We start from the raw sequence: 24,597 nt of genomic DNA on the forward strand, positions 1-24,597 counted from the left end.
CGTATGCACACGTGACACATTGCCGGCCAAAACGGATTTATCCAGATGCGCGCGCAGTCGTTTGCAACATGACACGGCAATCGCCAATCTGCGGATCCACAGCGACTTAATGCCCGCTGACCAATCCACTGGTATGTCACTCGAGGGGCGATTCGATGAGGACGCGGGCGTCGTCCGCGTCGGGGGCGATGCACGCCAGCGCTATCACGATTCGCGGGGCTATGGCTACCCGCTCGAGAGAAACGAGATCGAACTGGCACCCGTTGAGGCGGCGCATTTGCTCTACCGCGGCGACCTTGCGGCGGTGACCACTACCGACGGCGAGCGACTCGAGTTTCAGTCGTTCATCGCACGCGAACCCGGTGACGCCTTCGGCGTCCGCTTTCTGGTCTATGCTGATCTACGCTCTCGTGGCTTTTATCTCTCGCCAGCGGCCGAACCGTGGATCGACGACCCGCCCGAGGACGCTGTTGACTTTGCCGTGTTCCCACGCGGCAACGGCCCCGGTGACGGCGTGATTGAGTACCCACTGCGGGTAATTGGCGAGCGCACCGACGTTCCAGCCGCCGATCTCGAGGAAGCCGTCTACGCAATCGTCGACGAAGAAAGTGAGATTACGTACTTCGACGTGAGTCGCCACGAGCCGACCGGATCGTCAAACCCCGACGTTTCGCTGCCCGACAACGCCGAAGCCGATCTGTTGGCGGACCGCGTCGTCGTCTGGGATCCGCCGCTGTCGCTGTACGAACGGACGTTTTACGGCCAGCCACTCGAGGGACGGGAGTACGACCGGCCAACGCTCCAGTGTTCACTGCTCGAGGCAGCGTATCTCACGGAGCGTGGGGCGCTCGATCTGGACCCCGAAACGGTTCGGGCGCGCGGCCGTGAGGTCGAAGGCGAGCGCTTCGACCGCCGGTTGGCCGTCTATACGCACTTGCGAGAACAGGCTGTCGTCCCGAAGACGGGCTATAAGTTCGGTGCGGATTTCCGAACCTATGCGAACGTCGACTCGGTCGAGGAGTTAGACCACTCCGAGCTACTGGTTCGTGTTCATCCCGCAGCCTACGTCTTCGAGCCGCGAGACCTCTCGCTCGACGTGCGATTGGCCCACGGCGTACGCAAGACGATGGTGTTTGCACTGGTCGAGGACGCTAGTGCCGGATCGGGCGACCCCACTATCGACTGGTGGTCGATCGAGCGATTGACGCCCTAAACTGTATCCTTACTGCCTCTGAAACGCATTCTCTCGCGTCCGATCACCCAGTGAGGCGAACGGAACCATAAAATCCCGGCCCGCCGAACGGATCAGCTATGCAACTCGAGGTGATCGGCGTCGGCGGCGGGGGGTGTCGCCTCGCCGCGGCGATCCGTGCGTGGGAGGCGGACACACCGCAGTCGTTCGTCCTCGATACGTTCGCGTTCGATACCGATACTGACACGCTGGCGTCACTGCCGGAGACAGTTCCCGAGGACAACCGCTATCGCTACGGCGACGGCGTCAACCACGGACTCAACGGCAACCTCCAGCGCGGGCTCGAACTCGGCACCGAACACGTCGACGAACTGGAACGCCAACTCGACGCTGGGAACCCGTCGATTGCGGATGGCTTTCTCGTCGCCATCGGCCTCGGCGGTGCGACCGGCGGCGGCACTGCACCCGCGCTCGTCTCGAGTCTGAAACGTCTCTACGATGCCCCGGTGTACGTCCTCGCGACGCTGCCAGCCGCCTGCGAACTCGAGGAGCGCGACGACTCGCTCGTCGTCGAAGATGTCGTTGCTGATGCAGCCGACACCAGTGACTCGCCCGCGACTGCGGCGGCGGACCAACGTGGCGCAGCCAGCGAATCGGCGGCTGAGGCCAGTGACACCAAGGACACTGCTGGCAGTGCAGTCGCAGCGAGCAATGACGGTGACACCGCTACCGACGGGATCACAATCGCAGAGACACGCCCACTCGCCGACGAAAACGCGACACAGACACTCGCACAACTCGAGGGACTAGCGGATGCGATCATCTGTTTCGATAACGAGGCGTGGCTGAAAACGGGCGAGTCGCTGGCCGATGGGCGGGTGCGACTCAACGAGGCGTTCGCAACCCGTGTCGGGAAGTTTTTCGCTGCAACTGGCGATGCGGGCGAGGGGAGGGCACAGCCAGCCACGACTCCAGAGGCGGAGACGATTATCGACGCGAACGACGTGGCGCGGATTCTGGGCTCGCGGAGTTCGATCGTCTCGATTGGCTACGGCACGCAGCAGGTCGACGCCCCCGGTGGCGGCTCGTTGCTCGGGCTTGGTTTCGGTCCTGACATCGGTCCGCAACTGTTCGCCGAGGACGAAGCTGTCGAGACCGCCGCAGCCTACAGCGCCGTCGAGACAGTGATCCAGAAGGCACTGTACGGCAAGCACACCCTCGAGTGCGAGGCGGCTGACGCTGATCGGGCGCTGGTGATTGTTGGTGGTCCGCCAGCGTGGCTCAACCGGCAGGCGATCACCGATGGGCGACGGACCGTCGAATCGGCGACTGAAACCGACGAACTCCTCGGTGGTGACGCACCGCGACCGGACGGTGACTCGGTCTTCGCACTCGTCGCGTTTGCCGGCGACACCCTTCGCGAGCGTCTCGAGGAGCGAACTGCGTCGATCTCATCGGACTGACTGCGCTGTTAGCCGAGTTCATCCGTCGTGGTCACTGAGGGTACAACCGCGAACTGTCTTGGGGTGATCAGCAACTCGGCACTGCACTGAGTCAGTCGTCGCTTGGGACTTCCTCTGGCTCGAGTGTGTTGCGATGAAGTTGCTCACAGGTAGCGTCGAGACAGCGAGTGCCAGAGCGCGCATCGAACGTCGGAAGGCCACAGCCACAGTCGCCGTCGATTACGCCAGCGGGCATGGCGAAACCGGTGTCACATTCGGGATAGTGTTCGCAGCCAGCGATGAGGCCGCCTCGGCGAAGGATTCGCAGGTCGCCGTCACAGTCGGCTTCTGGGCAGTCCCATTCGCGGTCGAACGCTTCTTTGACGGCGGCGTCGAGTGACTCACAATCACGGTCGAGACAGACGTTAAACGCGAGACCGCGTTCGACACGCATACGCGGCAATCCACAGTCGCAATGGCTCTGGTCGGTCTGAATCGTCGCATCCGCCGGCACGCCATAGCGGGTGCCACAGTCGACACAGTGGACCCCTTTCGAGCGCACGAGCGCGCCGTCACAGTCCGGACACGTGCCGACGAGCGGACCCGCAGCCGAGACTGGATAGTGCGCGAAGCCATCCTGTTCGTGTGCGGCGATCCGCAACGTCTGGGTGTCTTTTTTCGCCACGAGGGTAAATCCGTCCGAACGCTCACTCGAGACGCTGTCGGCTCTCGTTAGCCAGGCAACGGGCTGGTAGCCGTCCCTGTCGTGGACGAGGACGGTGTTGTCCGGCTTGACCACTGTCGTCATGCGGCCGCGGTATTCCTCGCGTTCGACGCCCTCAGTAATGACGGTACAGTCGCCCGCGAGCACGCGAATCGCGTCGTCGATCATACCACCGTTGGCCCCGGTTTCGTATTTAAATTCGCGGACAAGTGTACCGGTGACGCACCACGCTTATCTAGCTTGCCTTGGAGTCCCTGTGTATGACTGATCCGACTGAGTCGCGGACCCACTCGAGGACTGGGACCGACGCTGATACCGAGTCGCTCGAGCGAGCACTCGAGCGGCTCGAGGTTAATTTCGAGGTGCTGTCGCAGTCGCTGACGGCGGCGGACGTCTCTGCGGACGACCAGCGCCACCTGTTCGAATCTGTTGCAGGGGCCGTACAGGATGCGTTTGCGGAGACGGCGGGCGGTCACTGGGAAATCAACACTCACTCGGGTGGCCAGATTACGCCGTTTGAGCCGGACCCGGATGCAATTGCGCTCGTGGACATCGCCCACGCGCTTTCGAACCTGAGCCGGTTTGCCGGGCAAGGCACTCACTTCTACAGCGTTGCGCGCCACGCGATCCACGTCAGCCACGAGGTTGCAGCCCGCGACGGTTCGCTTGAGGCCCAGCGCTGGGGGCTGTTACACGACGCCAGTGAAGCCTACTTCGCAGACGTTCCCGCCCCGGTCAAGCGGAGTTTGCCCGGCTACACACATGCTGAAAAGCGCTTTCAAGAGACCGTCAAGACCGCTTTTGACCTCTCACTCGAGCCGGATGATGTCCGACTTGTCGACGCTGTCGACTCGGCAGTCGGCCGGTTCGAATTAGCGACTCACTTCGGCGAGAGTCAGTTCGACCGACCGGCGCTTGCAGTTAAGCCAGCCGACCTCGAGTGGGACGACGCAAAGACGGCTTTTCTCGAACGAGCACAGGGACTCAATATTGAGGACACACGGTAATCGTGGTTACGTCATTCGTTCCCAACCCGATCTGACATCGACCTAGTCAATGTATCACTCGGTAGCTGAATTAGAAAAATACTTGGTGGTGTTATCGAATCCACTATACGAATGTCTCGAGAAAGTGGTGGATCGAACAACACTCGACGTAGCTTTTTGACAAAAACCGGTGCTGTTGGTGTCGGCTCGGTTGCGCTGGCTGGCTGTCTTGGTGGTGACGATGGCAATGGTGGAAGCAGTGATGATGGTGGAAACGGTGGCAATGGCGATGCGGACACCATTACGTGGGTCATGAATCCTGCCGAGGAAACGATCGATATCGAAATTCAGTATCAGCCGCTGTTTGACCGCATCGAAGAGGAGTTCGACGTCGAAATCGAAGGTGAGCCAACATCGAGTTACTCGGGAACACTTGAGGAACTCGATCGCGCCGGTGAAGGCGATGCAATTCTCGCTGATACGTCGCCAAATGCTGTTCCATTGCTCGGCCCCGATGTTGTCGACGTTGTCGGCATGCGCGAGCAACACGGCGCAGAGCAGTACTTCGGAACGATTGTCACCACGGCCGATAGCGGCATTACGGACATCTCCGACCTCGAGGGTGAATCGATTGCGACGGGCGATGCTGGCTCGGTGTCGGGCGGCGTTGCACCACTGTGGATTCTGCAAGATGCCGGTCTTGACATCGGCAACGCTGCACAGGGTGGCAGTGCCGAAGACTTCGAATGGCGTGGCGGTGTCGCACACGACCTTGCCGTTGAGGAATTGATCGAAGACGATACGATCATGGCAGCCGGTGCAGGCGGATTCGCATCACTGCCACACGTTCCAGCTGACCAGATCGAATCGGACTTCCCAGAAGTCGCTGATATCTCTGCAGAAATGGCCAATGCTGGCTCGCGTGACCCAGAACTTCGCCTGATCGGTGCCTCGCCACCGATCCCACGTGCACCGATTCTCGTCAACACGCAGTGGGAAGACGATATTCGATACGAAATCGAGGAGTTCATGCTCGAACTCGAGACGGAGGACCTCGATCACGATGCGTTCGACCTCGCCGATGCGCTCGACCTGGATCTTCCTGAGGGCCTGCTCGAGGATTACAACGATCCGGATGCGGATGCCGATCCCGACGAGTACGACCTCGACGAGGATCAGCAAGATGACTGGGACAACTTCGACGACCACACGCTGTGGTTTACGGACATCATCGACGCTGACCACGACGACTACGAGCCGATTCGTGAGTTCGCCGAGGATCTCGGTATCGAACTCGAGGAGATGGGATAACGCGTTCGGTACAGGGATTGGACACGCAACAACTAATCTAACTCCGAACTCAGGCTAACTAATGAGCAAAATTGTCGTTGACAATCTGAGAAAAACGTACGGGGACACCGTTGCACTTGACGATATTTCGTTTGAAGTGCCGGCCGGTGAGTTCGTTATTATCCTCGGCGTTTCTGGCTCTGGGAAATCAACACTCTTGCGCTGTCTGTCGTCACTGACGAAGCCAACCGCTGGTGAGGTCGTGATCGATGGAGAGCCCATGGTCCGGCCACGTCCAGAGCTGGCAATGATTTTCCAGCAGCACAATATCATCGGTGACATGAGCGCCTACTCGAACGCACTATCGGGTGGAATCAACCGCTGCTCGTTCACCGAGAGCGTCCTTCAACTGCAGGATCTCGAGGAAAAACAGCGCGCGCTCGAGGCGCTCGATACGGTCGGCTTACTCGATGACGCCGAAAAGAAAGCGCGACGAATGAGTGGGGGCCAACAACAACGTGTTGGCATTGCCCGTGCGCTGACACAGCAACCCGAAGTGTTGCTCGCTGACGAGCCGGTTGCAAGTCTCGATCCTGGGAGTGCACAGGATGTGATGCAGTATCTCCATCACGCGGCAACCGAACGGGAGCTAACGACATTTATCAGTCTTCATCAGGTCAACATCGCCCGGAAGTACGGCCAGCGATTTATCGGCCTCCACAACGGTCAAAAAGTCTTTGATGGCTATCGGGATGAGCTGACACTTGACGTTATCGACACAATCTATGGCGATATTGACACCGAGGGAATGTTCGTACAGACTGACGACGGACCGGCGAACCCTGCCGATGAAAACAACGAAACGGGGGCCACACTGTGACTGACGCGACTGACAGCAATCGTCAGGAGCCAGCGACTGACGGTGGTACCGATAGGTCGGCGCGACTCGAGTCTGCTGGACCGGAGATCAACGAACAGTTCGAGAACATCCGACAGACACGCCGTCAGCGTGCACTGGGCTGGCTTGTCGGTACAGCGGCACTCGCGTTCGTCTTGCTTCAGGGGCTTGCAGCGACTGAGTTCTTCGACGATGGAACAGAATTCACTTGGAGTCACTTCTCGGGCAGGATGGGCGATTACTTCCCGCTCACGGATTACGGCGGGATTCCGTTTCTCGATGTCGGCCGGTACTGGGAGTTCATCTGGGCCAACGACCTCATCTACGACAGCGACATCGGTGGCTTACTCTTTCAGTTCCCGCCAAGCGGTGCTGATCTCTACGCGTTCCTCTTCCAGGAACTGGGGATGTTCGCAATCTTCGGTGAGGCTGGCATCACACTCGCGATGGGGCTGGTCGGAACGATTCTTGGCTTCCCGATCGCGTTACTGTTCAGTATCCTCGGCTCTGAGCGCGTGACGCCGTTCCCGATCAACTTCATCTTCCGCGGAATCATGTCCTTTATCCGCGCTATCCCGGCGATTATCTGGGCGCTGATTTTCGTTGCCCTCGTCGGCCTCGGCGCTGCAGCCGCGACGCTTGCAATTGCGTTGAACACCATCGGCAACCTCGGCCGTCTCTTCGTTGAGGAACTCGAGGAACTCGAGGAAGGGCCTATCGAGGCGATGCAGATGACCGGCGCGAACAAATCCCAGATTGTCTTCTTCGGGATGTTGAGCCAGGTCAAAACCTCGTTTATCGCCTGGACGCTGTATATCTTCGAGATCAACGTTCGGGCCGCGGTGACCGTCGGTGTGATCGGTGCCGGCGGACTCGGTGCAGTCGTTGCTGCACAGGAGAACTTCTTCAACTTCGCGAACATGATGGCGACGCTGATCGTCATCTTCGTCCTCATCTTCCTCGTCGAACTGTTCAGTCAGCGCCTTCGCGCTCGACTGCGCTCTGACGAAGAGAAGATGGGCTGGCGCGAACTCATCGTCGGCATGCCCAACCGCTTTGCCGACTCCCTGACGAAGTAACGTCTGGCACTCGAGTATTCCATTTCTACGCTCCTTGTTTTCCTTGCCGCCGGCGACCCTGACATGCGACACTGCAGAGACGGCGTTCCAACGAATCGGTTTGATTTAGTACCGTCCCACCCCACACTGTACTCGTGCCCCGTCAACGACTCCTCGTCTACTGTGGCCTGCCTGGGGTTGGGAAGTCGGCAGCCTCTGCCTACACTGCAGATCAGTGTTCGGCAACGCGCTACCGGACCGACGAAATCCGCAAACAGTTGTTTGCCGACCCGGAGTATACCGCCGAGGAAACTGAAGCGACCTACGACGAACTGTTCGCACGTACTCGCAGCGACCTCGAGGCCGGTGAGACCGTTGTCTGTGATGCAACCTTTCGCTCACAACAGTTGCGAGCGCGTGCGGCCGACCTCGCCGACGCTATCGGCGTTGGCTTCGATATCGTCCACGTCACCTGCGATTCTGACGTTGTTATCGACCGCATCGAGAGTCGCAGTTGCACGGACTCCGTCAGCGATGCCGACGTCCGCGTCTACAAACTTGTCCGTGACTCGTTCGAACCGATCGAACGCGACCACGTCGTCATCGACAACTCCAGCACGCTCGAGGAGACCTATGAACAGATCGACCGCTCGATTCTGGCAATGAGCAACGCATAGCTCGCCCGTACCGACGCTTTCCGTCTGCTATGACTACGATCAAAGACAGCATTCACGACTATATCGAACTGGACCCGACCGCCGAGGCGCTGCTCGATACGGCGGCGATGCAGCGACTGCGGACGATCCGACAGCTAAGTACCGTTCAACTCGTCTACCCCTCGGCGAATCACACCCGCTTCGAGCACAGCCTCGGCGTCTATCACCTCGCCTCGAGAGCCGTTTCCCGACTCGAGGTCGATGAGTCTCTCGCTGATCGCCTTCGGGCCGCAGCACTCGTCCACGATGTCGGCCACGGTCCCTTCGGCCACCAAACTGAGGCCGCCATCGAGCGTCACGTCGGGCGTCATCACGACGAAATCGAGTGGTTGCTCGCCGACAGCGAGATTGGGAACGTTCTCGAGGAACACGGCCTTGAGCTCGAGGCTGTCGCAGCCACGGTCGACGGCCGTGGCCCACTCGGTGAACTCGTCTCGGGCTCGCTCGACGTAGATCGGATGGATTACCTCGTGCGCGACGCCCATCACACTGGCGTTCCCTACGGGACAATCGACCACGCGCGCTTGCTCTACGCCCTGCGCATCGTCGACGGCGAACTTGCACTCGAGGCGGGCAACGTTGCGACAGCTGAGAGCGCGCTGATCGCCCGGACGCTGATGAACGCAACGGTCTATCGCCATCACGTCTCTCGGATCGCCGGTGCAATGCTCGACCGGGCGAGCGAGCGATTGCTCGCAGACGGCCACATCGACCCGGATCGATTCGCCCGGCTCACCGACGCAGAACTGCTCGCGACGTTCGCCGACTACGAGCCAACGGCTGATATGGCGACTCGAATCCGTGAGCGCGACCTCTACAAACGAGCCATCTGGGCGCGCCGACAGGACGTTCCCGACCGATTCGCCGGCCTCGAGTACGATCGAACACGCGGCCTCGAGCGCGAAATCGCCGATCTCGCAGGCGTCGACCCGTCAGCGGTTATCGTTGACAGTCCGTCGGAACCGAGTTCGCCCGAATCTCGCGCCCGACTTGTTGTCGACGGCGAACTGCAACGACTCGAGGAGCGCTCGTCACTGGTCGCTGGTCTCGATGCCTGTGCTCGAGAAATCTGGCGACTTGGTGTCTATGCACCAGAGCCTGTACTCGATGACGTCCAGGCAGCAGCAGCGACGGTACTCGAGACGGACGCGGTTGTTGTGCCGTAGCCCCAGCGATAGATCTGGTGCTAAATCGACCCAGCTGAGTTTCCTTTCGGACGACAATCTGATTCCCCCTGCTCGAGAGCGGTGACGAATCTGGCGTGTGACGAACAAGAATTATATGTTTCGATTATGCATCCACTAGTAATGACAGATTCAAACGCAACCGTTCCACAATTAAATGGCTACGGTCTCCTCGTCGTGCTGAGCCTTTTTGCAGCGCTCGGAGCCGCAATAGTCGAGGGAATTGGGTCGCTGTCCGTTGGATTGGTTGTCTTTGCCGTGATCGTTGCTGCCGTCGCGATGTATCGAAATGATGCCGAAACAGACGGTCCGAACACACGTAATTCCGACGAAGAGCGAGGAACGGGACGCAAGAAGTCCACGATGTCCAGCCCGGGCGAGGGAAACCTCTGAGCGCGACTCCAGTTCCGTTCCGGGCGTCAGTTACTCTCCCGATCCAGGTGACTCCTCACCGGTTGCTGCCAACCGCTCTTCGTACTTCTCGAGTGCTTCCTCGAGCGCCGCGTTTGCGTCAATCTCGAGGTCGTCTGCGAGTGCGAGCAACGCAAAGAGGACGTCACCGATTTCGTCGGATTCGATTGTGAGGTCGTCGGGGCTTGCGCCATACCCTGTCGAGGTGTTTGCGTCCTTGGCGAGTTCACCGATTTCGGAGACGAGATCGAGCAGTCTGTACTCGGGTGGGATCTCGAGGTTGTGGGTTTTGACGAAGTCGGCAACGGCGGCTTGTGCGTCTGGCAAGTCCATAGTAGGTTCACTGAGAGATGCTGCAAAAATGTCACGAAACCCGTTGTGAGTGAAGAAACTGGTTTGGTCGTTCGTGTCCGAGACGCAAGTATGTCCGAGACAACCGCCGAAATTGTGCTCTTCGAGGGATTCGACGAACTCGATGCAATCGGACCCTACGAGGTCTTCGAAAACGCTGCCCAAGCCGGCGCATCGCTCGAGACCGATCTAGTCACGCTCGAGCAAACGGACCTCGTGACGGCCAGTCACGGTTTGCGAGTCGAACCGGACGGGACGTTGGGCGAACCCGACTTGCTCGTCGTCCCCGGTGGGGGCTGGACAACCGCAGCTGGTGGCGTCCGCGCTGCAGTCGAGGACGGTGCCCTTCCCGATGCCGTCGACGAGTGGTACACCCACGGTGCGACGGTCGCCTCGGTCTGTACCGGCGCGATGATCCTCGCTGAGGCTGGCTTGCTCGAGGGCCGGCCTGCCACAACCCACCACGTCGCCGTCGAGGACCTCGCGGAGACGGCTTCAATGGTTGACGAGCGTGTCGTCGATGACGGCGACATCTTGACCGCGGGTGGCGTCACGTCGGGGATTGATCTGGCGCTGTGGCTTGTCGAACGCGAGTTCGGCGCGGAAATCGCGGACGCAGTTAGTGAGGAGATGGCTCACGACCGGCGCGGTTCGGTCTTTGCTTAATTCGAGTCCGGCCAAATGGCTATACGGGACCGTCCGGTAACCAGATGTACTGACATGCAGGCAGTGCTCTTTGATATGGACGGCGTGCTCGTCAACAGCGAGGACTACTGGACCGACTTCCAGCGCGATCAACTCCTCCCCGCGGCGGTTCCCGACAACGATGTCGACGTCGCCGAAGTCACCGGGATGAACTACCGCGAAACCTACGACTATCTCGAGGAGACCTACGGCACCGCTATCGGGCGCGATGACTTTGAAAATCGCTTCGAGACGGCAGCCCAGACGATGTATCGCGACCACGTCGACCTGCTGGATGGACTCCCGGGATTGCTCGACCGACTCGACGAACGCGGCCTCGAGACGGCCGTTGTCTCTTCGTCGCCCCAGGAGTGGATCGGCTGGGTGCTCGAGCGCTTCGATCTCGAGGATGCGTTCGACGAAGTTATCAGCGCCGAAGATATCGACGCTGACGGAAAACCTGCACCGGACGTCTTCGAGTACGCCGCAAGCGAGGTTGGCGCGGTTCCCGAGTCGTGTGTTGTCATCGAGGATTCCGAACATGGCGTCGAGGCAGGCACTCGAGCGGGTGCGTTCGTTATCGCCTATCGAATCGACGCCCATGACGGGCTGGACCTCTCGACTGCGGATGACGTGGTCGAGTCGCCGGCCGAGTTACGGAAGACGGTGCTCGAGGCGAGCGGTCACTAGACTGCCAGATACTCTGTGACCTCTTCGCGCGACTGGATTCGGTCGGGTCCGAGTTCGTCGATGATCGTTCCCTTGTCGATTGCATAGCATCGTTCGGCCAGATTCTGGACGACGTGGAGATTTTGCTCGACGAACAGAATCGTCGTTCCAAGGTCGCGATTGACCTGTTTGAGGTCGCGCGTAATGTCTTGGACGATCGATGGCTGGACGCCCTCAGAGGGTTCATCCAGCAACAAGAGATCCGGATTGCCGATCAGCGCCCGGCCGATCGCGAGCATCTGCTGTTGGCCGCCGCTCATGGTCCCGGCCTTCTGGGTACGCCGTTCCTCGAGGATAGGGAAGTAGTCATAGACGTCATCATAGCGGACCGTCGAATCGGCGGCGTTGATTCCTTCGCCCATTCGGAGGTTTTCCTCGACAGTGAGGTCCGGAAAGACGTCTCGTCCCTGCGGAATGTACCCCATTCCACGGCGGGCGCGTTCGTCGGCACTCACCCAGACCTGTGGCGTCGAATCCGTACGGAAGACTCTCCCGAGGTTCGCAAGCCCACCGGAATCCGTGTCCTCCGTCTCAGTTGTCGTCGCATCGACGACGCGCTCATCCTTGAAGACGATCCGGCCGTTGTTGGCCTCGAGCAGCCCCATGATTGCCTTGACGAGCGTCGTCTTCCCGACGCCGTTTTTTCCCATGATGCCGACGATTTCGCCGTCATCGACGCTGATGTTGATATCCCGCAAGATCGGCGTTTTGCCGTACGATACATCGAGGTGTTCGACTGTGAGCATCATTCTTCTTCACCCAGGTAGATTCGTCTGACATCAGGGTCGGTGCGAACGTCCTCGATCGAGCCTTCGGTGAAAATACTCCCCTGATGGAGGACTGTCACCTGATCGGCGATCGCTTCAACGAAGTCGATATCGTGTTCGATGACGATGAACGCGACGCCGTCTTCTTCGTTAATCGTCGTCAACAACTCGGCAATCTCGCTAGTCTCTTCGACTGACAGTCCGGCGACCGGCTCATCGAGTAGCATGAGTGTTGGCTCGAGTGTCATCGCCATCGCGATCTCGAGGCGTTGTTGCTGGCCGTGTGAGAGACTCGACGCTGTCTGGTCGGCCGTCTCAGCCAGGTGGAATCGCTCGAGAATATCGTGGGTTCGCTCCTCGAAGGCCGCGGCATCAGCGACCGTTTGGAGCGGAATGCGAACGTTTTCCCGGACGGTCAGGTTCGGGTAGATACTTGGCACCTGGAACTTGATGCTGATTCCGCGTTTGACTCGTTTGTAGGATGGCAGTGACGTAATCTCGCTTCCGTTGTAGTAGATAGACCCGTCGGTTGGCTCGAGGCGGCCGGTGAGGAGTTTCACGAACGTACTCTTGCCAGCGCCGTTTGGGCCGATCAGACAGCGAAGTTCTCCTTCGTCGATACCGAAGTCGACGTCGTCAGTTGCAGTCAGGCCGCCAAACTGTTTGCGGAGGTCGCGCGTTTGGAGGATCGTATCCGTGTCAACGCCGGTTTCGTCGACTGCGACGTTGGTTTTGACCGTAGGATCGCTTGTTCCCATTAGTCACTCACCTCCTCGGCTGCAGCAGGCGTTCCGGCGTCTTTGTCACGGTTTTCCTGAAAGGAGGCAACGAGATCCCGAACTCCTGGCGCAATCCCGTTGGGAAGGACGAGTATCACGACGATTAGTAACGAGCCAACGATGACGAGCGCCCACTCGCCGATAAGTTGGAGCTGAAGCCATTGGATAACGATCGCTGCGGCGACCGTCCCGACGAGTGACTCGCGACCGCCGATGCTGGCCCAGATGACCGGCATCGCGGCAGCGGTAATCGCGAACTCGCTCGGGTCAATGTAGTTGCCCCATGTGACGAAAAGGACGCCACTGAGTCCAGCGAGTGCACCGCCAATCGTGAACGTCGCGAATTTGATGAACGTCGTGTTGTAGCCGAACATCTCGGTTCGTGTTTCGTCCTCTCGCGTCGCGACCATGGCGTAGCCGAACTGGCTGTTGACGAGCGCGCGGAGTCCAAGCACCGTCGCGACTAACACGAGTAATGCGATGTAGTAGTGCATCGCACCGGCGAACTCGAGGCCGGTGGTGCCAAAACCGACTGCGAGGTCAGGGACGCCGACCATGCCGTTGAACCCGCCCAGTCGGGCATCGCCGATGGCCCACTCGCTGCCTGCGGTCTGGCCCATGAACGTGTGTAACACGAGCGCGACGACCAGCGTGATGATCGTCACGTAGACCTCGCGGATCCCGCCGTAGAACATGAAGTACCCGAGCAGGGCTGCAAACAGGGTTGCAACGAGCACGCCCGTGAGGAGGCCGAGGGTAACGCCGGTGTACGTCGAGATGTTAATCGAGACGATCCCGAAGGTGTAGCCGGCGATGCCGAAGAAGGCGACCTGTCCGAAACTGAGGATACCACAGAATCCCCAGATGAACGCCAGGCTCACACCCAATAGTGCGTAGACGAGATAGACGGAACTTGATTCGGCGGCGTATGCACCGAACAGGACCGGGTACAGTCCTAGCAGGACGATTCCCAGTGTGAAACTCGCCCAGAACGCGTTCGAGTTGCCAATCGTGTTTGGCCCCTCGAATGGACTGCGAACGCGAGCAAGCAGCGATGACTTCGATTCCGAACTCATTCTGACTGCCCCCATTTTTCACGGAGATCTCTGAGCAAGCCGGTGATGCCATCGGGCATGAGCCGGATCGCAATGATCGCCGTCAGGAGCAAGAAGACTGTTCCCATGAACTGTCCCCACAGATTGGCGAAAAACGCATCAACGGTCCCGAGTAGCACGCCGGCAAGTGGCGTTCCGAGCAACACTGATGGCCCGCCGACAACGACGGCGACGAACGCTTCCACGAGGAAGTACGTGCCGAGCTCGGGCGACATTGTCGTTGCTGGCGCGTACAGTGCGCCGGTCAGCCCAGCCAGTGCAGACCCAATTGCGAACGTCGAGAGGTACATTCGATCGGTATCGACGCCCATGCTGCGGGCAGTCTCTTCGTCCTGAATCGTTGCGCGAGCGCAGACTCCAAACGTCGTTCGCGTGAACACGACGTATAGTGCGACGAGCGCCACGACCGCAACCGACGCGAGAAAGACGCTTCGGTACGTCGAGTAGGAGTACGGCCCGTAGCTGATGCCACCAAACGGCGTCCCGATCTGGGGGAGTGAGTTGCCAAAGACGATTCTGGTCAACTGAATCATCACGAGGCTAATCCCAAACGTAACGACCATCGAATCGAGTAACCGACCGTACAGTCGATGGATGATCGTCCGCTCGAGGATGATGCCGAAAATCGTCGTCACGACGACACCAGCGACCATCGCAAGTGGGAGCGGCAACCCAGCGTGAAACGATAGTGTCGTCGCGTACGCCCCGACGAGGATGAACTCGCCGTGAGCGAGATTGATGATGCCCATCATCCCGAAGATGATCGCCAATCCCACCGTTGCGAGGACGATAAACGCGAAGCTATCGAGGAACTGAAAGCCAAAGTTCAGCAGTTCATACAGAGCATCCATACTAGATCTCGTCGTAGAACTCTTCTGGCTCGTACTGGGTTTGTTCGGGCTCTTCGGTCAAGTCACACCCAACTTCGTGAAGGAATGTCGGCTCGATGTACTGTTCCTCGTCGAAGGTCACCTCGTGGTTCTCGTCTGCGTGCCCGATCCGCATGTGGTGAGTCATGTGATGCGTTGCCGGATCGAGTTCGATCGTTCCCTCAGGAGCATCGATTTCAACCCCGCTCTCGAGTTCGGCGATGACCTCTTCTTGATCGAACGTCCCGGCGGCCTCGACGGCTTCGGCCCACATGTGGACCGAGAAGTAGTTGTTCTGTGCCTCCTGGTTGAGGTAGTCTGCGTCCGGGTACTCCTCGTAGAAGGCGTCGACGAACGTCTGGCTCTCGTCGGTCTCGAGTTCTTCCATGTAGTTGACGCCGACGTACATATCCTCGAGTGCGGGTGGGTCAAGACGCAGGTGTTCGTAGCCTTGGGCCATTGTTGTCGACGATCCCATGGGGATGTCGAGGCCGGTATCAGCACGCTGTTCGTAGAAGTTGGCGTGACTATCGCCGACAAGCATCGAGGCGATGAAGTCTGGGTCTTCACTCTGGATATTGTTGATCGTTGAGCCGAAGTCGGTCTCGCCCAGTGGGATGTACTCTTCGTCAACGACCTCTGCGCCGTGTTCCTCTGCGAGGATGTGGATCCAGTCACCCGAAATCTGTCCGAAGTTGTAGTCTGCAGCAATCGTGTAAATACGTGGGCCGTATTCTTCGATCATGTACGGGATGACTGCACCCAGTTGCTGACGAGCGGTCGCCCCCATTGCAAACGTCGTACTGTCACAGACGCCACCCTCGTACTGGGTCGTGTAGAAGTACAACTGCTCTTCGTCGTTGATGATCGGGCGAATCGCCTCGCGCGTCGCACTCGAGTAGCCTGCCCACAGCGCATCGACACCCTCGTCGTTGATCGCCTCACGAGTCAGTTCCTGGTAGCGCTGGTTGTCCGACTGTGGGTCAGGATCGTACACCTCGATCTCCTCGCCGAGGACGCCGCCATCTGCGTTGATCTCTTCGACAGCAAGCAGTGAGGCCTGCCACTTCGATTCGCCGTTGAGTGCGAACTCACCGGAGCGGTCCTCGAGGATGCCGATCGTCGGTGCCCCATCGTCGTCGTCATCCGAGTCGCCGAGTACCCCCCCATCACTGAGACATCCAGAGACACCAAGCAGCGTCCCAGCTGTTCCGGCAGCAAGAATGTCCCGGCGCGAGATCGATCGGCGACTCATTGTGACACCCCACAACCGATCTCCTGTTCATTTCCGCTATCGTAATCCATTCGAGTAGTATTAGACAACATTTGTCCGATCATTAGCCATTCTTTTCGAGATGGTGGGAGATATAAAAGGGTTGCTTCAAGGATATGCGTAACCGTAGGTAGAATGAAAGTCACACTAATCGGGTGATGAGTCACTGGATATCCTATTATTCTGGACGTATGTTTGGTTCGATCGTCGTTCTTGAGTGTTGACTCGAGTGTACTGTGTTCGGCTGCGTGAGACAATTCATTTCCATGCCATAGCTGTCTGTACAGAACCAGTTTGCGTGAATGGCCGTTTCTGTAGTGGACGATCTAACACGAACAGCGTATTAATTATATTATTCACTCAAAACACAGGCTTAGTGGGCAAATATTGTCTCGCAGCCATGCGTTTACATCGAACGTGTTCCTATGATGGGCCGTGATACACTATTGTTCCGAACACCTATCTATCGCCAATCCGGCGGTGAGTCCATATGAGTGACCACATTCCGGGTGAGTTGCTGCCAGCAGACGAGCCTGTTCGAATCAACGAGGGACGGGAAACGGCGACCGTCACGGTCGAAAACACCGGTGACCGTCCCGCACAGGTTGGTTCCCATTTTCACTTCTTCGAGGTCAATCCTGGCCTCACGTTCGATCGTGAGGCGGCTTATGGCATGCGACTCGATATTCCGGCAGGCACAGCCGTCCGGTTTGAACCCGGCTGCGAACGCGATGTCGACCTCGTCGCCATTGGCGGCGACCGAATCGTTCACGGGATGGGCGGGCTGGTCAACGGCAACCTCGACGATGAGGACGTGAAAACGCGGGCGATAGAACGCGCTCGAGAGAAGGGCTATCTGTCTGCGGGGGACGGTGACGAATGAGTCGGGACCTCTCGAGGCGTGAGTATACGGATCTGTTCGGCGCGACGGAGGGAGATCGACTCCGCCTCGGTGATACGGATCTGTTCGCAAAGATCGAAACGGATCATACGGTTCCGGGCGAGGAGGCAGTTTTCGGCGGCGGAAAGACGATGCGTGACGGGATGGGAATGCAGTCGGGGACCACACAGGCCGAGGGGACGCTCGACTGGGCGTTTACGAACGTCGTCATCATTGATCCCATCCTTGGCGTCCGAAAGGGCGATATCGGCGTCCGAAACGGTGAAATCGTCGGCGTTGGCAAGGCTGGCAACCCCGACACGATGGACGACGTGGATATGGTCATCGGTGCGAGCACCGACACTATCCCGGCGGACGGCCTGATCGCGACGGCCGGTGCGCTCGATATTCACGTCCATTTCAACAGCCCGCAACTCGTCGACCACGCGCTCGCCTCGGGCGTCACGACGATGTTCGGTGGCGGCTTCGGCGGCGGCGCGACGACCTGTACGCCGGGTCCCGAAAACATCAAGCGATTCCTCCAGGCCGCCGAGGAGTGGCCGGTCAACGTCGGCTTCTACGGCAAGGGTAATAGCAGCCAGCCCGCTGCCCTCTACGAACAGATCGAGGCCGGCGTTGCCGGGCTCAAACTCCACGAAGACTGGGGCTCGACGCCCGCTGCAATCGACACCTGCCTCGAGGTCGCAGACGAGGAAGATATCCAGGTCTGTATCCACACGGACACGCTGAACGAGTCCGGCTTTGTCGAGCACACCTTCGACGCCGTCGACGGCCGGACGATCCACACCTTCCACATCGAGGGTGCCGGCGGCGGCCACGCGCCGGACGTGCTCGAGTTGATCGGCCACGAGCACATGTTGCCATCCTCAACGAATCCGTCGATGCCGTACACGGCAAACACATTCGACGAGCACCTGGACATGGTGATGGTCTGCCATCATCTGAATCCGGATGTCCCCGAAGATGTTGCCTTCGCCGAATCCCGAATTCGTGCAGAAACAATCGGTGCAGAGGACGTCCTCCACGACACCGGCGCCATCTCGATGATGACGACCGACTCGCAAGCAATGGGCCGCATGGCCGAACTCGTCTGCCGTACCTGGCAGACCGCCCACAAGATGAAGAATCAGCGAGGGCCGCTCGAGGCCGACGAGGGAACCGAAGCCGATAACGCCCGCATCGAACGCTACGTCGCCAAGTATACGATCAACCCGGCGATTACGGCAGGGATCGACGACTACGTCGGCAGCCTCGAGCCGGGCAAACTCGCGGATATCGTGCTGTGGGACCCGGCCTTCTTCGGAATCAAGCCGAAGGCGGTGATCAAGGGCGGCTTTCCGGTCTGGTCGCAGATGGGTGAAGCCAACGGCTCGCTGATGACCTGTGAGCCGGTGAAAGGGCGAGAGCGCGCCGGCGCGCAGGGACGGGCCAAACACGACCTCTCCGTGACGTTCGTCAGCGAGGCGGCTGCTGAAAACGAGGTCGGCGAGGCCTACGACCTGAAGACGCCCGTTCGCCCGGTTTCCGGGACACGAGCCGTCGAGAAATCAGATATGTTGCATAACGACCACTGCCCGGACGACATCGAAATCGACGCACAGACGTTCGAGGTTGCAGTCGACGGCGAACACGTCACCTGCGATCCAGCGGACGAGATTCCACTGGCCCAGCGGTACCTGCTATGACACGCGACCTCGAGGCTGGCGAGTACGCCAGTCTGTACGGGCCGACGACGGGCGATCAGGTCCGGCTTGCGGACACGTCGTTAATCGCAGAGATCGAGGAGGATCAGATTGCTCGCGGAGACGAAGCCGTCTTCGGCGGCGGAAAGACGCTTCGCGACGGCCTCGGACTCAAGCCCGGATTCACGGCCGAGGAGGGTGCGCTCGATTGGGTGCTGACGAACCTCACCATCCTCGATCCCGTACTCGGCATCCAAAAGGCCGATATCGGAATCAAAGACGGCTACATTGCGGGCGTCGGGAACGCTGGGAATCCCGAGACGATGAACGATGTCGATGAAGAATTGATCGTCAGCGCGAATACCGAGGTCATCTCCGCGGAGGGGCTGATCGCGACCGCAGGCGGTATCGACGCTCACGTCCACTTCAACTCCGCGCAGTTGCCCACTCACGCCATCGCCTCGGGCATAACGACAATGTTCGGCGGCGGCGTCGGCCCATCGACAGTCGGCATCATCACGAGCGGCGCGCGAAACCTGCAACTGATGATGCAAGCCGCAGAAGCCTGGCCGATTAACTTCGGCTTCTACGGCAAAGGCAACTCCTCAAAACCGGCAGTCATCCACGAACAGGTCGATGCCGGCGCGGTCGCGCTGAAAATCCACGAAGACTGGGGCGCAACACCCGAAGTCATCGACACCTGTCTCGAGGTCGCCGACGAGACGGGGGTGCAGGTAGCGATCCATACGGACACGCTGAACGAGTCTGGCTTCGTCGAACACACGTTCGACGCCATCGACGGCCGAACGATCCACGCGTTCCACATCGAGGGGGCTGGAGGTGGCCACGCACCCGACGTGCTCGAACTCGTTGGGAAGAAGCACATGCTGCCGTCGTCGACGAACCCGTCGATGCCCTACACCGAAAACACGTTCGACGAGCACCTGGACATGGTGATGGTCTGCCATCACCTGAATCCGGACGTGCCCGAAGATGTCGCCTTTGCCGAGTCACGCATTCGGGCCGAAACCATCGCCGCAGAAGACGTGCTCCACGATGAGGGCGCAATCGCGATGATGACGACTGACTCCCAGGCGATGGGGCGGATGGGCGAACTCATCTCCCGAACCTGGCAGACCGCGGATAAGATGAAACAACAGCGCGGCCCACTCGAGCCTGATGCGGACACGGACAACGACAACTTCCGAATCAAGCGCTATCTGGCGAAGTACACGATCAACCCGGCGATCACGGCGGGCATCGACAGCTACGTCGGCAGCCTCGAGCCGGGCAAACTCGCGGATATCGTGCTGTGGGACCCGGCCTTCTTCGGGCTGCAGCCCGAGGTCGTCATCAAAGGTGGCTTCCCGGCGTACGCCTCGATGGGCGAGGCAAACGCCTCGTTGATGACCTGTGAGCCGATGATGCAACGGCCTCAGTACGGGGCCTTCGGCTCGGCAAAGCACGCGACGAGCGTCCAGTTCGTCAGCCAGCAGGCCTACGACGACAATATTGGCGACACGTACGGCCTCTCCTCGATGACGCTTCCCGTCGGGAACACGCGGTCGCTCTCGACTGATGACTTCCTGTACAACACGTATAGCCCGTCTGTCGATGTCGACTCCCAGACGTTCGAGGTGTCGATTGACGGCGAACCAGCGACATGCGACCCAGCCGAGCGCGTCGCGCTCGCACAGCGATACACACTATGAATCTCTCACCAAAAGAGTCCGAACGACTCACGATCTTCATGGCCGCAGAGCTCGCTCGCCGCCGCAAGTCTCGCGGCGTCAAGCTGAATCACCCCGAAACGGTTGCCTACATCTCCGACTGGGCCTGCGAGGCTGCCCGTGACGGCAAATCCGTCTCACAGATCCGAGCGGAGGCAACCCAGTTACTCACCCGCGAGGACGTCATGAGCGGCGTTCCCGAAATGGTCGACATGATTCAAGTCGAACCCGTCTTCCCCGACGGCACGAAGCTCGTCACCATCCACGAACCGATCCGAGCCGATAGTCGTGACCAACTCGAGGCCGTCGACCCCGATCCGGACGAGGACCTCGAGACGGCTGGACGCGAACCGGGCGACAGTCTCGAGACCGAGACGGAGGGTGAATAGATGGGGTACCGAGACGTCGCAAAAGTTGGTCTCGGCGGTCCGGTCGGGTCGGGAAAGACCGCACTGGTCAAACATCTCGTGCCGGCGCTTGTGGAGGAGGGATACGAGGTTGGCGTCATCGCAAACGACATTATGACGCAGGAGGACGCTGACGTGTTCCGCGAGACGTTCGCCGATCTCCTCCCTGAGGACCTCGTGGATGGCGTCGAAACGGGTGCCTGTCCGCACACCGGCATTCGTGAAGATCCGTCGATGAACCTCGCGGCGATCGATGAGTTCACCGAACGACATCCCGACCTCGATGTCGTCTTGATCGAGAGCGGCGGTGACAACCTCGCCGCAACCTTCAACCCCGAACTCGCCGACTATTTCCTGTTCATTATCTCGGTCGCAGAAGGTGAGGACATCCCACGAAAACGTGGCCCCGGCGTCACGCAGGCCGATCTGCTGGTCGTCAACAAAACTGATCTCGCGCCCCACGTCGATGCCGATCTGGATGTGATCGAATCCGACGCCGCAGCCGTTCGTGGTGACGACCCGTTCGTCTTCACCAACTGCAAGGACGGCTCAGGCATCGACGAAACCCTCGAGCATATCGAGCGAGAGGTGCTGTTCGCGTGAGCGGCACCGAGACGACCGCCCGCAGCGAAACCGGGCAACTGCCACCCGCGTTCGCTGGCTACGCCGACGAGTCGCTCGCACAGGCTCCCGCCGGCGGCCCCGGAAAGAACGGCCTGCTCGAGGCGACGTTTGCCCGCGAGGGCGACGCTCCGACTCGACTCATCCACGACCGTGCGAAGGTTCCGTACCATCACACCGGCACGCTCGAGACCGATCCAGCGCCCAGCCTCACGACGCTCGTGGCCCAGGAACCGACGGGCGGCGTCGCACAGGGTGATCGTCACCGAATGCAAATCGACGCGAAAGCGGGCGCACGCGCACACGTCACCACCCAGAGTGCAACGAAAGTCCACAGCATGCATGCGAACTACGCGCATCTCGATGCCTCGCTGTCGGTGGCAGCCGATGGCTACCTCGAGTACATGCCGGGGCCGACTATCCTCAACGAGGATGCGCGGTGCTTGCAAACCGTGAGCGTCGATATCGAAAGCGGGGCGGTGGCCGTTATCGCAGACGTGCTCGTGCCTGATGGTCTGTCCGACCACGAGTCGTTCAGTTTTGACCACTACCATGCACGCGTCGATGCCGACCACGAGGGCCGACTCATCTGTGCGGACGCGGTCGACCTGCGGCCGGCAGAGCGCGACCCGCGCGATCCGGCGACCGTCGGCGAGTACAGCACTGTTGGCTCGCTGTATATTATCGCACCGACGGCGGATGCCGATGCGAACGAGGGTGAGCGCGATGCTGCGAACGCCACCAATTCCAACCCTGCACCCGCGATCACACCCGATCTCGAGGATCTTACGGACGCCATCCACGACCGGCTTGCCGACTTCGAGGGCGTCCACGCGGGCGTTTCGACGCTTCCCTTCGAGTCGGGTGCAGTCGTTCGCCTGCTTGGTCATCGAGAGGCAGACGTCACCGAGGCCCTGCGACAGGCATGGGACGAAACGCGACAGCAGACACTGGGGGTCGGCGCACCTGCCGACCGGCGATACTGATGGAGCAAATCGACGGCATCGTCGGCAATGTCCACGCCGACGCTGAACTCGCCGCGCTGCGGGCCGAACACGCCGATGCGGGCACGCTCGAGCGTGTCGTCATCGACGCCGGCCGGCGCAGGCGGTCGCGCTTTCGTGAGATGACAGATGCGGGAACAGATGTCGGTGTCGTCGTCGACAGCGCCGCAATCTCCGCGGGCGACGTGTTGCTCGTCGATGATGAGCGCATGATCGTCGTCGCGTTCGAACCTCGCGAGGCACTCGCCGTGACGTTGCCCGAGGCGACGCCCCAGACGCTCGAGGCGGCGGTTGAACTCGGCCATCGCGTCGGGAACCAGCACTGGGATCTGGCAGTTGAGGATGGCATCGCCTATGTTCCGCTCGAGGCCGACCAGCATATCGTCGAGCGGGTCGTCACCGACGTGATTCCAGGAGCAAGCGTCGAGGCGGTGACAGTCGAGGCCGAACTGTTCGTTTCCGACGGCGCTGAGACGGTCCCAGACCACGAGCACGAACACGGCGGCGCTGACCACGCCCATGGCGACGGTGGCCACTCCCACACGCACGGTCACGGCGATCACTCGCATTCACACGAGCACGAACATGCACACGGTGACGCCGATCACTCACACTCTCGCGGACACGAACACAGGCATACAGACACCACTGACCACTCCCATCCACACGATCATGACCACTGACGCCGACGCGTTCCTCTCGGCCCTCCGCCTGTCCGACTCGTTTCTACCAGTCGGGGGCTACACGGCCTCCTACGGCCTCGAGCAGTACCTGAACGAAGGGCGAATAGAGACTCACGACGAGCTCGAGGCGGTGGTCGCTGCGTTCCTCCGTCGGGTTGTCGGCCCCTGTGAGGTGGTGGCGCTGTCGAACGCCCACGCGGCGAGTGCGGACGCAGCTCTTGACGCATTTTGTGCGGTCGACGAACGGCTTCACGCGGTGACGATGCCTCGAGAGTTCCGCGAGAGTTCGACAAAAGCCGGTGCGAAGCTGTGCGAGTTGCTGTTCGAAGTGGACGGCGACCGCGCGTTTGACGCTGCGGTTGCGAACGCTATCGACGCCGACGAGACGCCGGGGCACTATCCCGTTGTCTTCGGCGCGGTCGCCCAGACACGCGGGCTGTCGCGACGCGAGGCCTGCCTCGCCTACGCCCACGCGTTCGTCACCGGCCTGCTCGGGGCCGCACAGCGACTTGGCCGGTTCGGCCACACCGCGATTCAGTCCATTCTCGAGTCGCTGCGACCCGTGATTGCCGCAGTCTGTGATCGCTACGTCGAGCGCGATCCGTCAGCGATGGTGTCGTTCGCGCCGCTTGCCGAAATCATGGGGATGCGACACGAACGCGCGGGTCGGCGACTGTTCATGAGCTGATTTTCTGACCCAACTCGTTCGTTCTCAGCTGGGGAATCCTCTCACGACGTTCGTTTGAACTGATTGTAGAGCCAGCCGAATGCAACGCCAGCGGCAAAGCCATCGAGACCGCCCCAGACGATTCCAGTTAACGTGCCGCCCTGATCGGCTTCGAAGCCGGGATACAGGTCGGCGAACAGCGTCCGCCACTGGTTCCCCCAGCCAATTCTCGAGGCGACACCGATGAAGCCGATACTCGCCGCGACTGTCGTGCCGAGTGCGAACCCGAATGCTAGGATCGAGTCGACTGTGCAGTTCACGGGACGACTTCGTCTCCGGTGCCGTCCGTTGTGGTTGCGTTTTCGATTGCATCCTCGAAGCGTACCGTCGTTCCGGTGGTAAATCTATGACATGCGTCTGCGCGCTGTATTTTC

General features: G+C 60.1%; 27 protein-coding genes. 19 read left to right on the forward strand and 8 right to left on the reverse strand.

Annotated elements, in window-relative coordinates; all coding sequences use genetic code 11:
* Nucleotides 1–133 precede the first annotated feature (133 nt).
* Together endA and G6M89_RS07890 are read left to right on the forward strand one after the other, a co-directional pair.
* On the forward strand, nt 134–1,213 hold the full coding sequence (gene endA, locus G6M89_RS07885) for a tRNA-intron lyase (protein WP_165161239.1): 1,080 nt from the start codon (nt 134–136) through the stop codon (nt 1,211–1,213).
* A gap of 98 nt (nt 1,214–1,311) precedes the next feature.
* The gene (locus G6M89_RS07890; RefSeq protein ID WP_165161240.1) at nt 1,312–2,655 is read left to right on the forward strand and encodes a cell division protein FtsZ; all 1,344 of its coding nucleotides are present in this window, start codon (nt 1,312–1,314) and stop codon (nt 2,653–2,655) included.
* 91 nt (nt 2,656–2,746) lie between these two features.
* On the opposite strand, the gene G6M89_RS07895 is transcribed toward G6M89_RS07890, so the two are convergent.
* Nucleotides 2,747–3,526, reverse strand: coding sequence for an endonuclease NucS domain-containing protein (locus G6M89_RS07895; RefSeq protein WP_165161241.1), 780 nt, complete (start codon nt 3,524–3,526; stop codon nt 2,747–2,749).
* Nucleotides 3,527–3,618: 92 nt separating this feature from the next.
* Here G6M89_RS07895 and G6M89_RS07900 point away from each other — a divergent pair, with 92 nt between their 5' ends.
* The 7 genes from G6M89_RS07900 to G6M89_RS07930 all read left to right on the forward strand — a co-directional run bounded on the left by G6M89_RS07900 (nt 3,619) and on the right by G6M89_RS07930 (nt 9,883).
* Nucleotides 3,619–4,365, forward strand: a complete 747-nt coding sequence (locus G6M89_RS07900) for a hypothetical protein (protein WP_165161242.1) — start codon at nt 3,619–3,621, stop codon at nt 4,363–4,365.
* 291 nt (nt 4,366–4,656) lie between these two features.
* Entirely contained in the window at nt 4,657–5,655 is a 999-nt protein-coding gene (locus G6M89_RS07905) for a PhnD/SsuA/transferrin family substrate-binding protein (protein ID WP_165161319.1), read from the forward strand.
* 61 nt (nt 5,656–5,716) lie between these two features.
* Nucleotides 5,717–6,514, forward strand: coding sequence for a phosphonate ABC transporter ATP-binding protein (locus G6M89_RS07910; protein WP_165161243.1), 798 nt, complete (start codon nt 5,717–5,719; stop codon nt 6,512–6,514).
* On the forward strand, nt 6,511–7,611 hold the full coding sequence (phnE, locus tag G6M89_RS07915) for a phosphonate ABC transporter, permease protein PhnE (RefSeq protein WP_165161244.1): 1,101 nt from the start codon (nt 6,511–6,513) through the stop codon (nt 7,609–7,611). Before G6M89_RS07910 ends, phnE begins: the two co-directional genes overlap by 4 nt.
* Nucleotides 7,612–7,745: 134 nt before the next feature.
* The gene (locus G6M89_RS07920) at nt 7,746–8,267 is read left to right on the forward strand and encodes an AAA family ATPase (protein WP_165161245.1); all 522 of its coding nucleotides are present in this window, start codon (nt 7,746–7,748) and stop codon (nt 8,265–8,267) included.
* A 29-nt stretch (nt 8,268–8,296) separates the two neighbouring features.
* Nucleotides 8,297–9,472 (forward strand): HD domain-containing protein, encoded by a 1,176-nt coding sequence (locus G6M89_RS07925; RefSeq protein ID WP_165161246.1) that lies wholly within the window; start codon nt 8,297–8,299, stop codon nt 9,470–9,472.
* 141 nt (nt 9,473–9,613) lie between these two features.
* Nucleotides 9,614–9,883, forward strand: coding sequence for a hypothetical protein (locus G6M89_RS07930; RefSeq protein ID WP_165161247.1), 270 nt, complete (start codon nt 9,614–9,616; stop codon nt 9,881–9,883).
* 30 nt (nt 9,884–9,913) lie between these two features.
* On the opposite strand, the gene G6M89_RS07935 is transcribed toward G6M89_RS07930, so the two are convergent.
* The gene (locus G6M89_RS07935; RefSeq protein WP_165161248.1) at nt 9,914–10,234 is read right to left on the reverse strand and encodes a MazG nucleotide pyrophosphohydrolase domain-containing protein; all 321 of its coding nucleotides are present in this window, start codon (nt 10,232–10,234) and stop codon (nt 9,914–9,916) included.
* Between the two features lie 90 nt (nt 10,235–10,324).
* Between G6M89_RS07935 and G6M89_RS07940 the strand changes: the two genes are divergently transcribed.
* Together G6M89_RS07940 and G6M89_RS07945 are read left to right on the forward strand one after the other, a co-directional pair.
* Nucleotides 10,325–10,918 carry a DJ-1/PfpI family protein gene (locus G6M89_RS07940; RefSeq protein ID WP_165161249.1) on the forward strand — a complete coding sequence of 198 codons (594 nt, stop codon included), beginning with the start codon at nt 10,325–10,327 and terminating at the stop codon, nt 10,916–10,918.
* 54 nt (nt 10,919–10,972) lie between these two features.
* Entirely contained in the window at nt 10,973–11,626 is a 654-nt protein-coding gene (locus G6M89_RS07945) for an HAD family phosphatase (protein ID WP_165161250.1), read from the forward strand.
* On the opposite strand, the gene G6M89_RS07950 is transcribed toward G6M89_RS07945, so the two are convergent.
* From G6M89_RS07950 to G6M89_RS07970, 5 genes are read right to left on the reverse strand one after another with little or no spacing between them, the layout of a single operon-like run.
* A complete protein-coding gene (locus G6M89_RS07950; RefSeq protein ID WP_165161320.1) occupies nt 11,623–12,411 on the reverse strand; it encodes an ABC transporter ATP-binding protein in 789 nt (262 codons plus the stop codon). The two genes, G6M89_RS07945 and G6M89_RS07950, sit on opposite strands and share 4 nt — an antisense overlap.
* Entirely contained in the window at nt 12,411–13,190 is a 780-nt protein-coding gene (locus G6M89_RS07955) for an ABC transporter ATP-binding protein (RefSeq protein ID WP_165161251.1), read from the reverse strand. Before G6M89_RS07955 ends, G6M89_RS07950 begins: the two co-directional genes overlap by 1 nt.
* On the reverse strand, nt 13,190–14,287 hold the full coding sequence (locus G6M89_RS07960) for an urea ABC transporter permease (protein ID WP_165161252.1): 1,098 nt from the start codon (nt 14,285–14,287) through the stop codon (nt 13,190–13,192). The genes G6M89_RS07955 and G6M89_RS07960 overlap by 1 nt, the downstream gene beginning before the upstream one ends.
* Entirely contained in the window at nt 14,284–15,177 is an 894-nt protein-coding gene (gene urtB, locus G6M89_RS07965) for an urea ABC transporter, permease protein UrtB (RefSeq protein ID WP_165161253.1), read from the reverse strand. The genes G6M89_RS07960 and urtB overlap by 4 nt, the downstream gene beginning before the upstream one ends.
* A 1-nt stretch (nt 15,178) precedes the next feature.
* Nucleotides 15,179–16,450, reverse strand: a complete 1,272-nt coding sequence (locus tag G6M89_RS07970) for an urea ABC transporter substrate-binding protein (protein WP_165161254.1) — start codon at nt 16,448–16,450, stop codon at nt 15,179–15,181.
* Nucleotides 16,451–16,958: 508 nt separating this feature from the next.
* Here G6M89_RS07970 and G6M89_RS07975 point away from each other — a divergent pair.
* The 8 genes from G6M89_RS07975 to G6M89_RS08010 are packed head-to-tail and all read left to right on the forward strand — an operon-like array spanning nt 16,959 to nt 24,184.
* Nucleotides 16,959–17,351: an urease subunit beta gene (locus G6M89_RS07975; protein ID WP_165161255.1), complete on the forward strand. Its 393-nt coding sequence runs from the start codon at nt 16,959–16,961 to the stop codon at nt 17,349–17,351.
* Complete coding sequence (ureC, locus tag G6M89_RS07980; protein WP_165161256.1) at nt 17,348–19,054, forward strand: urease subunit alpha; 1,707 nt, start codon at nt 17,348–17,350, stop codon at nt 19,052–19,054. The genes G6M89_RS07975 and ureC (G6M89_RS07980) overlap by 4 nt, the downstream gene beginning before the upstream one ends.
* Nucleotides 19,051–20,763, forward strand: coding sequence for an urease subunit alpha (gene ureC / locus G6M89_RS07985; RefSeq protein ID WP_165161257.1), 1,713 nt, complete (start codon nt 19,051–19,053; stop codon nt 20,761–20,763). Before ureC (G6M89_RS07980) ends, ureC (G6M89_RS07985) begins: the two co-directional genes overlap by 4 nt.
* Nucleotides 20,760–21,170, forward strand: a complete 411-nt coding sequence (locus tag G6M89_RS07990) for an urease subunit gamma (protein ID WP_165161258.1) — start codon at nt 20,760–20,762, stop codon at nt 21,168–21,170. Before ureC (G6M89_RS07985) ends, G6M89_RS07990 begins: the two co-directional genes overlap by 4 nt.
* Nucleotides 21,171–21,791, forward strand: coding sequence for an urease accessory protein UreG (ureG, locus tag G6M89_RS07995; RefSeq protein WP_165161259.1), 621 nt, complete (start codon nt 21,171–21,173; stop codon nt 21,789–21,791).
* Nucleotides 21,788–22,795, forward strand: coding sequence for an urease accessory protein UreD (locus tag G6M89_RS08000; protein ID WP_343162630.1), 1,008 nt, complete (start codon nt 21,788–21,790; stop codon nt 22,793–22,795). Before ureG ends, G6M89_RS08000 begins: the two co-directional genes overlap by 4 nt.
* On the forward strand, nt 22,795–23,496 hold the full coding sequence (gene ureE / locus G6M89_RS08005) for an urease accessory protein UreE (protein ID WP_165161322.1): 702 nt from the start codon (nt 22,795–22,797) through the stop codon (nt 23,494–23,496). The genes G6M89_RS08000 and ureE overlap by 1 nt, the downstream gene beginning before the upstream one ends.
* Entirely contained in the window at nt 23,486–24,184 is a 699-nt protein-coding gene (locus tag G6M89_RS08010; RefSeq protein ID WP_165161260.1) for an urease accessory protein UreF, read from the forward strand. The genes ureE and G6M89_RS08010 overlap by 11 nt, the downstream gene beginning before the upstream one ends.
* Before the next feature lie 41 nt (nt 24,185–24,225).
* Here the strand turns inward: G6M89_RS08010 and G6M89_RS08015 are convergent, their stop codons facing one another.
* Entirely contained in the window at nt 24,226–24,483 is a 258-nt protein-coding gene (locus G6M89_RS08015; protein WP_165161261.1) for a bacteriophage holin, read from the reverse strand.
* Nucleotides 24,484–24,597 lie beyond the last annotated feature (114 nt).

Source organism: Natronolimnobius sp. AArcel1 (assembly GCF_011043775.1).
Taxonomy (GTDB): Archaea; Halobacteriota; Halobacteria; order Halobacteriales; family Natrialbaceae; genus Natronolimnobius.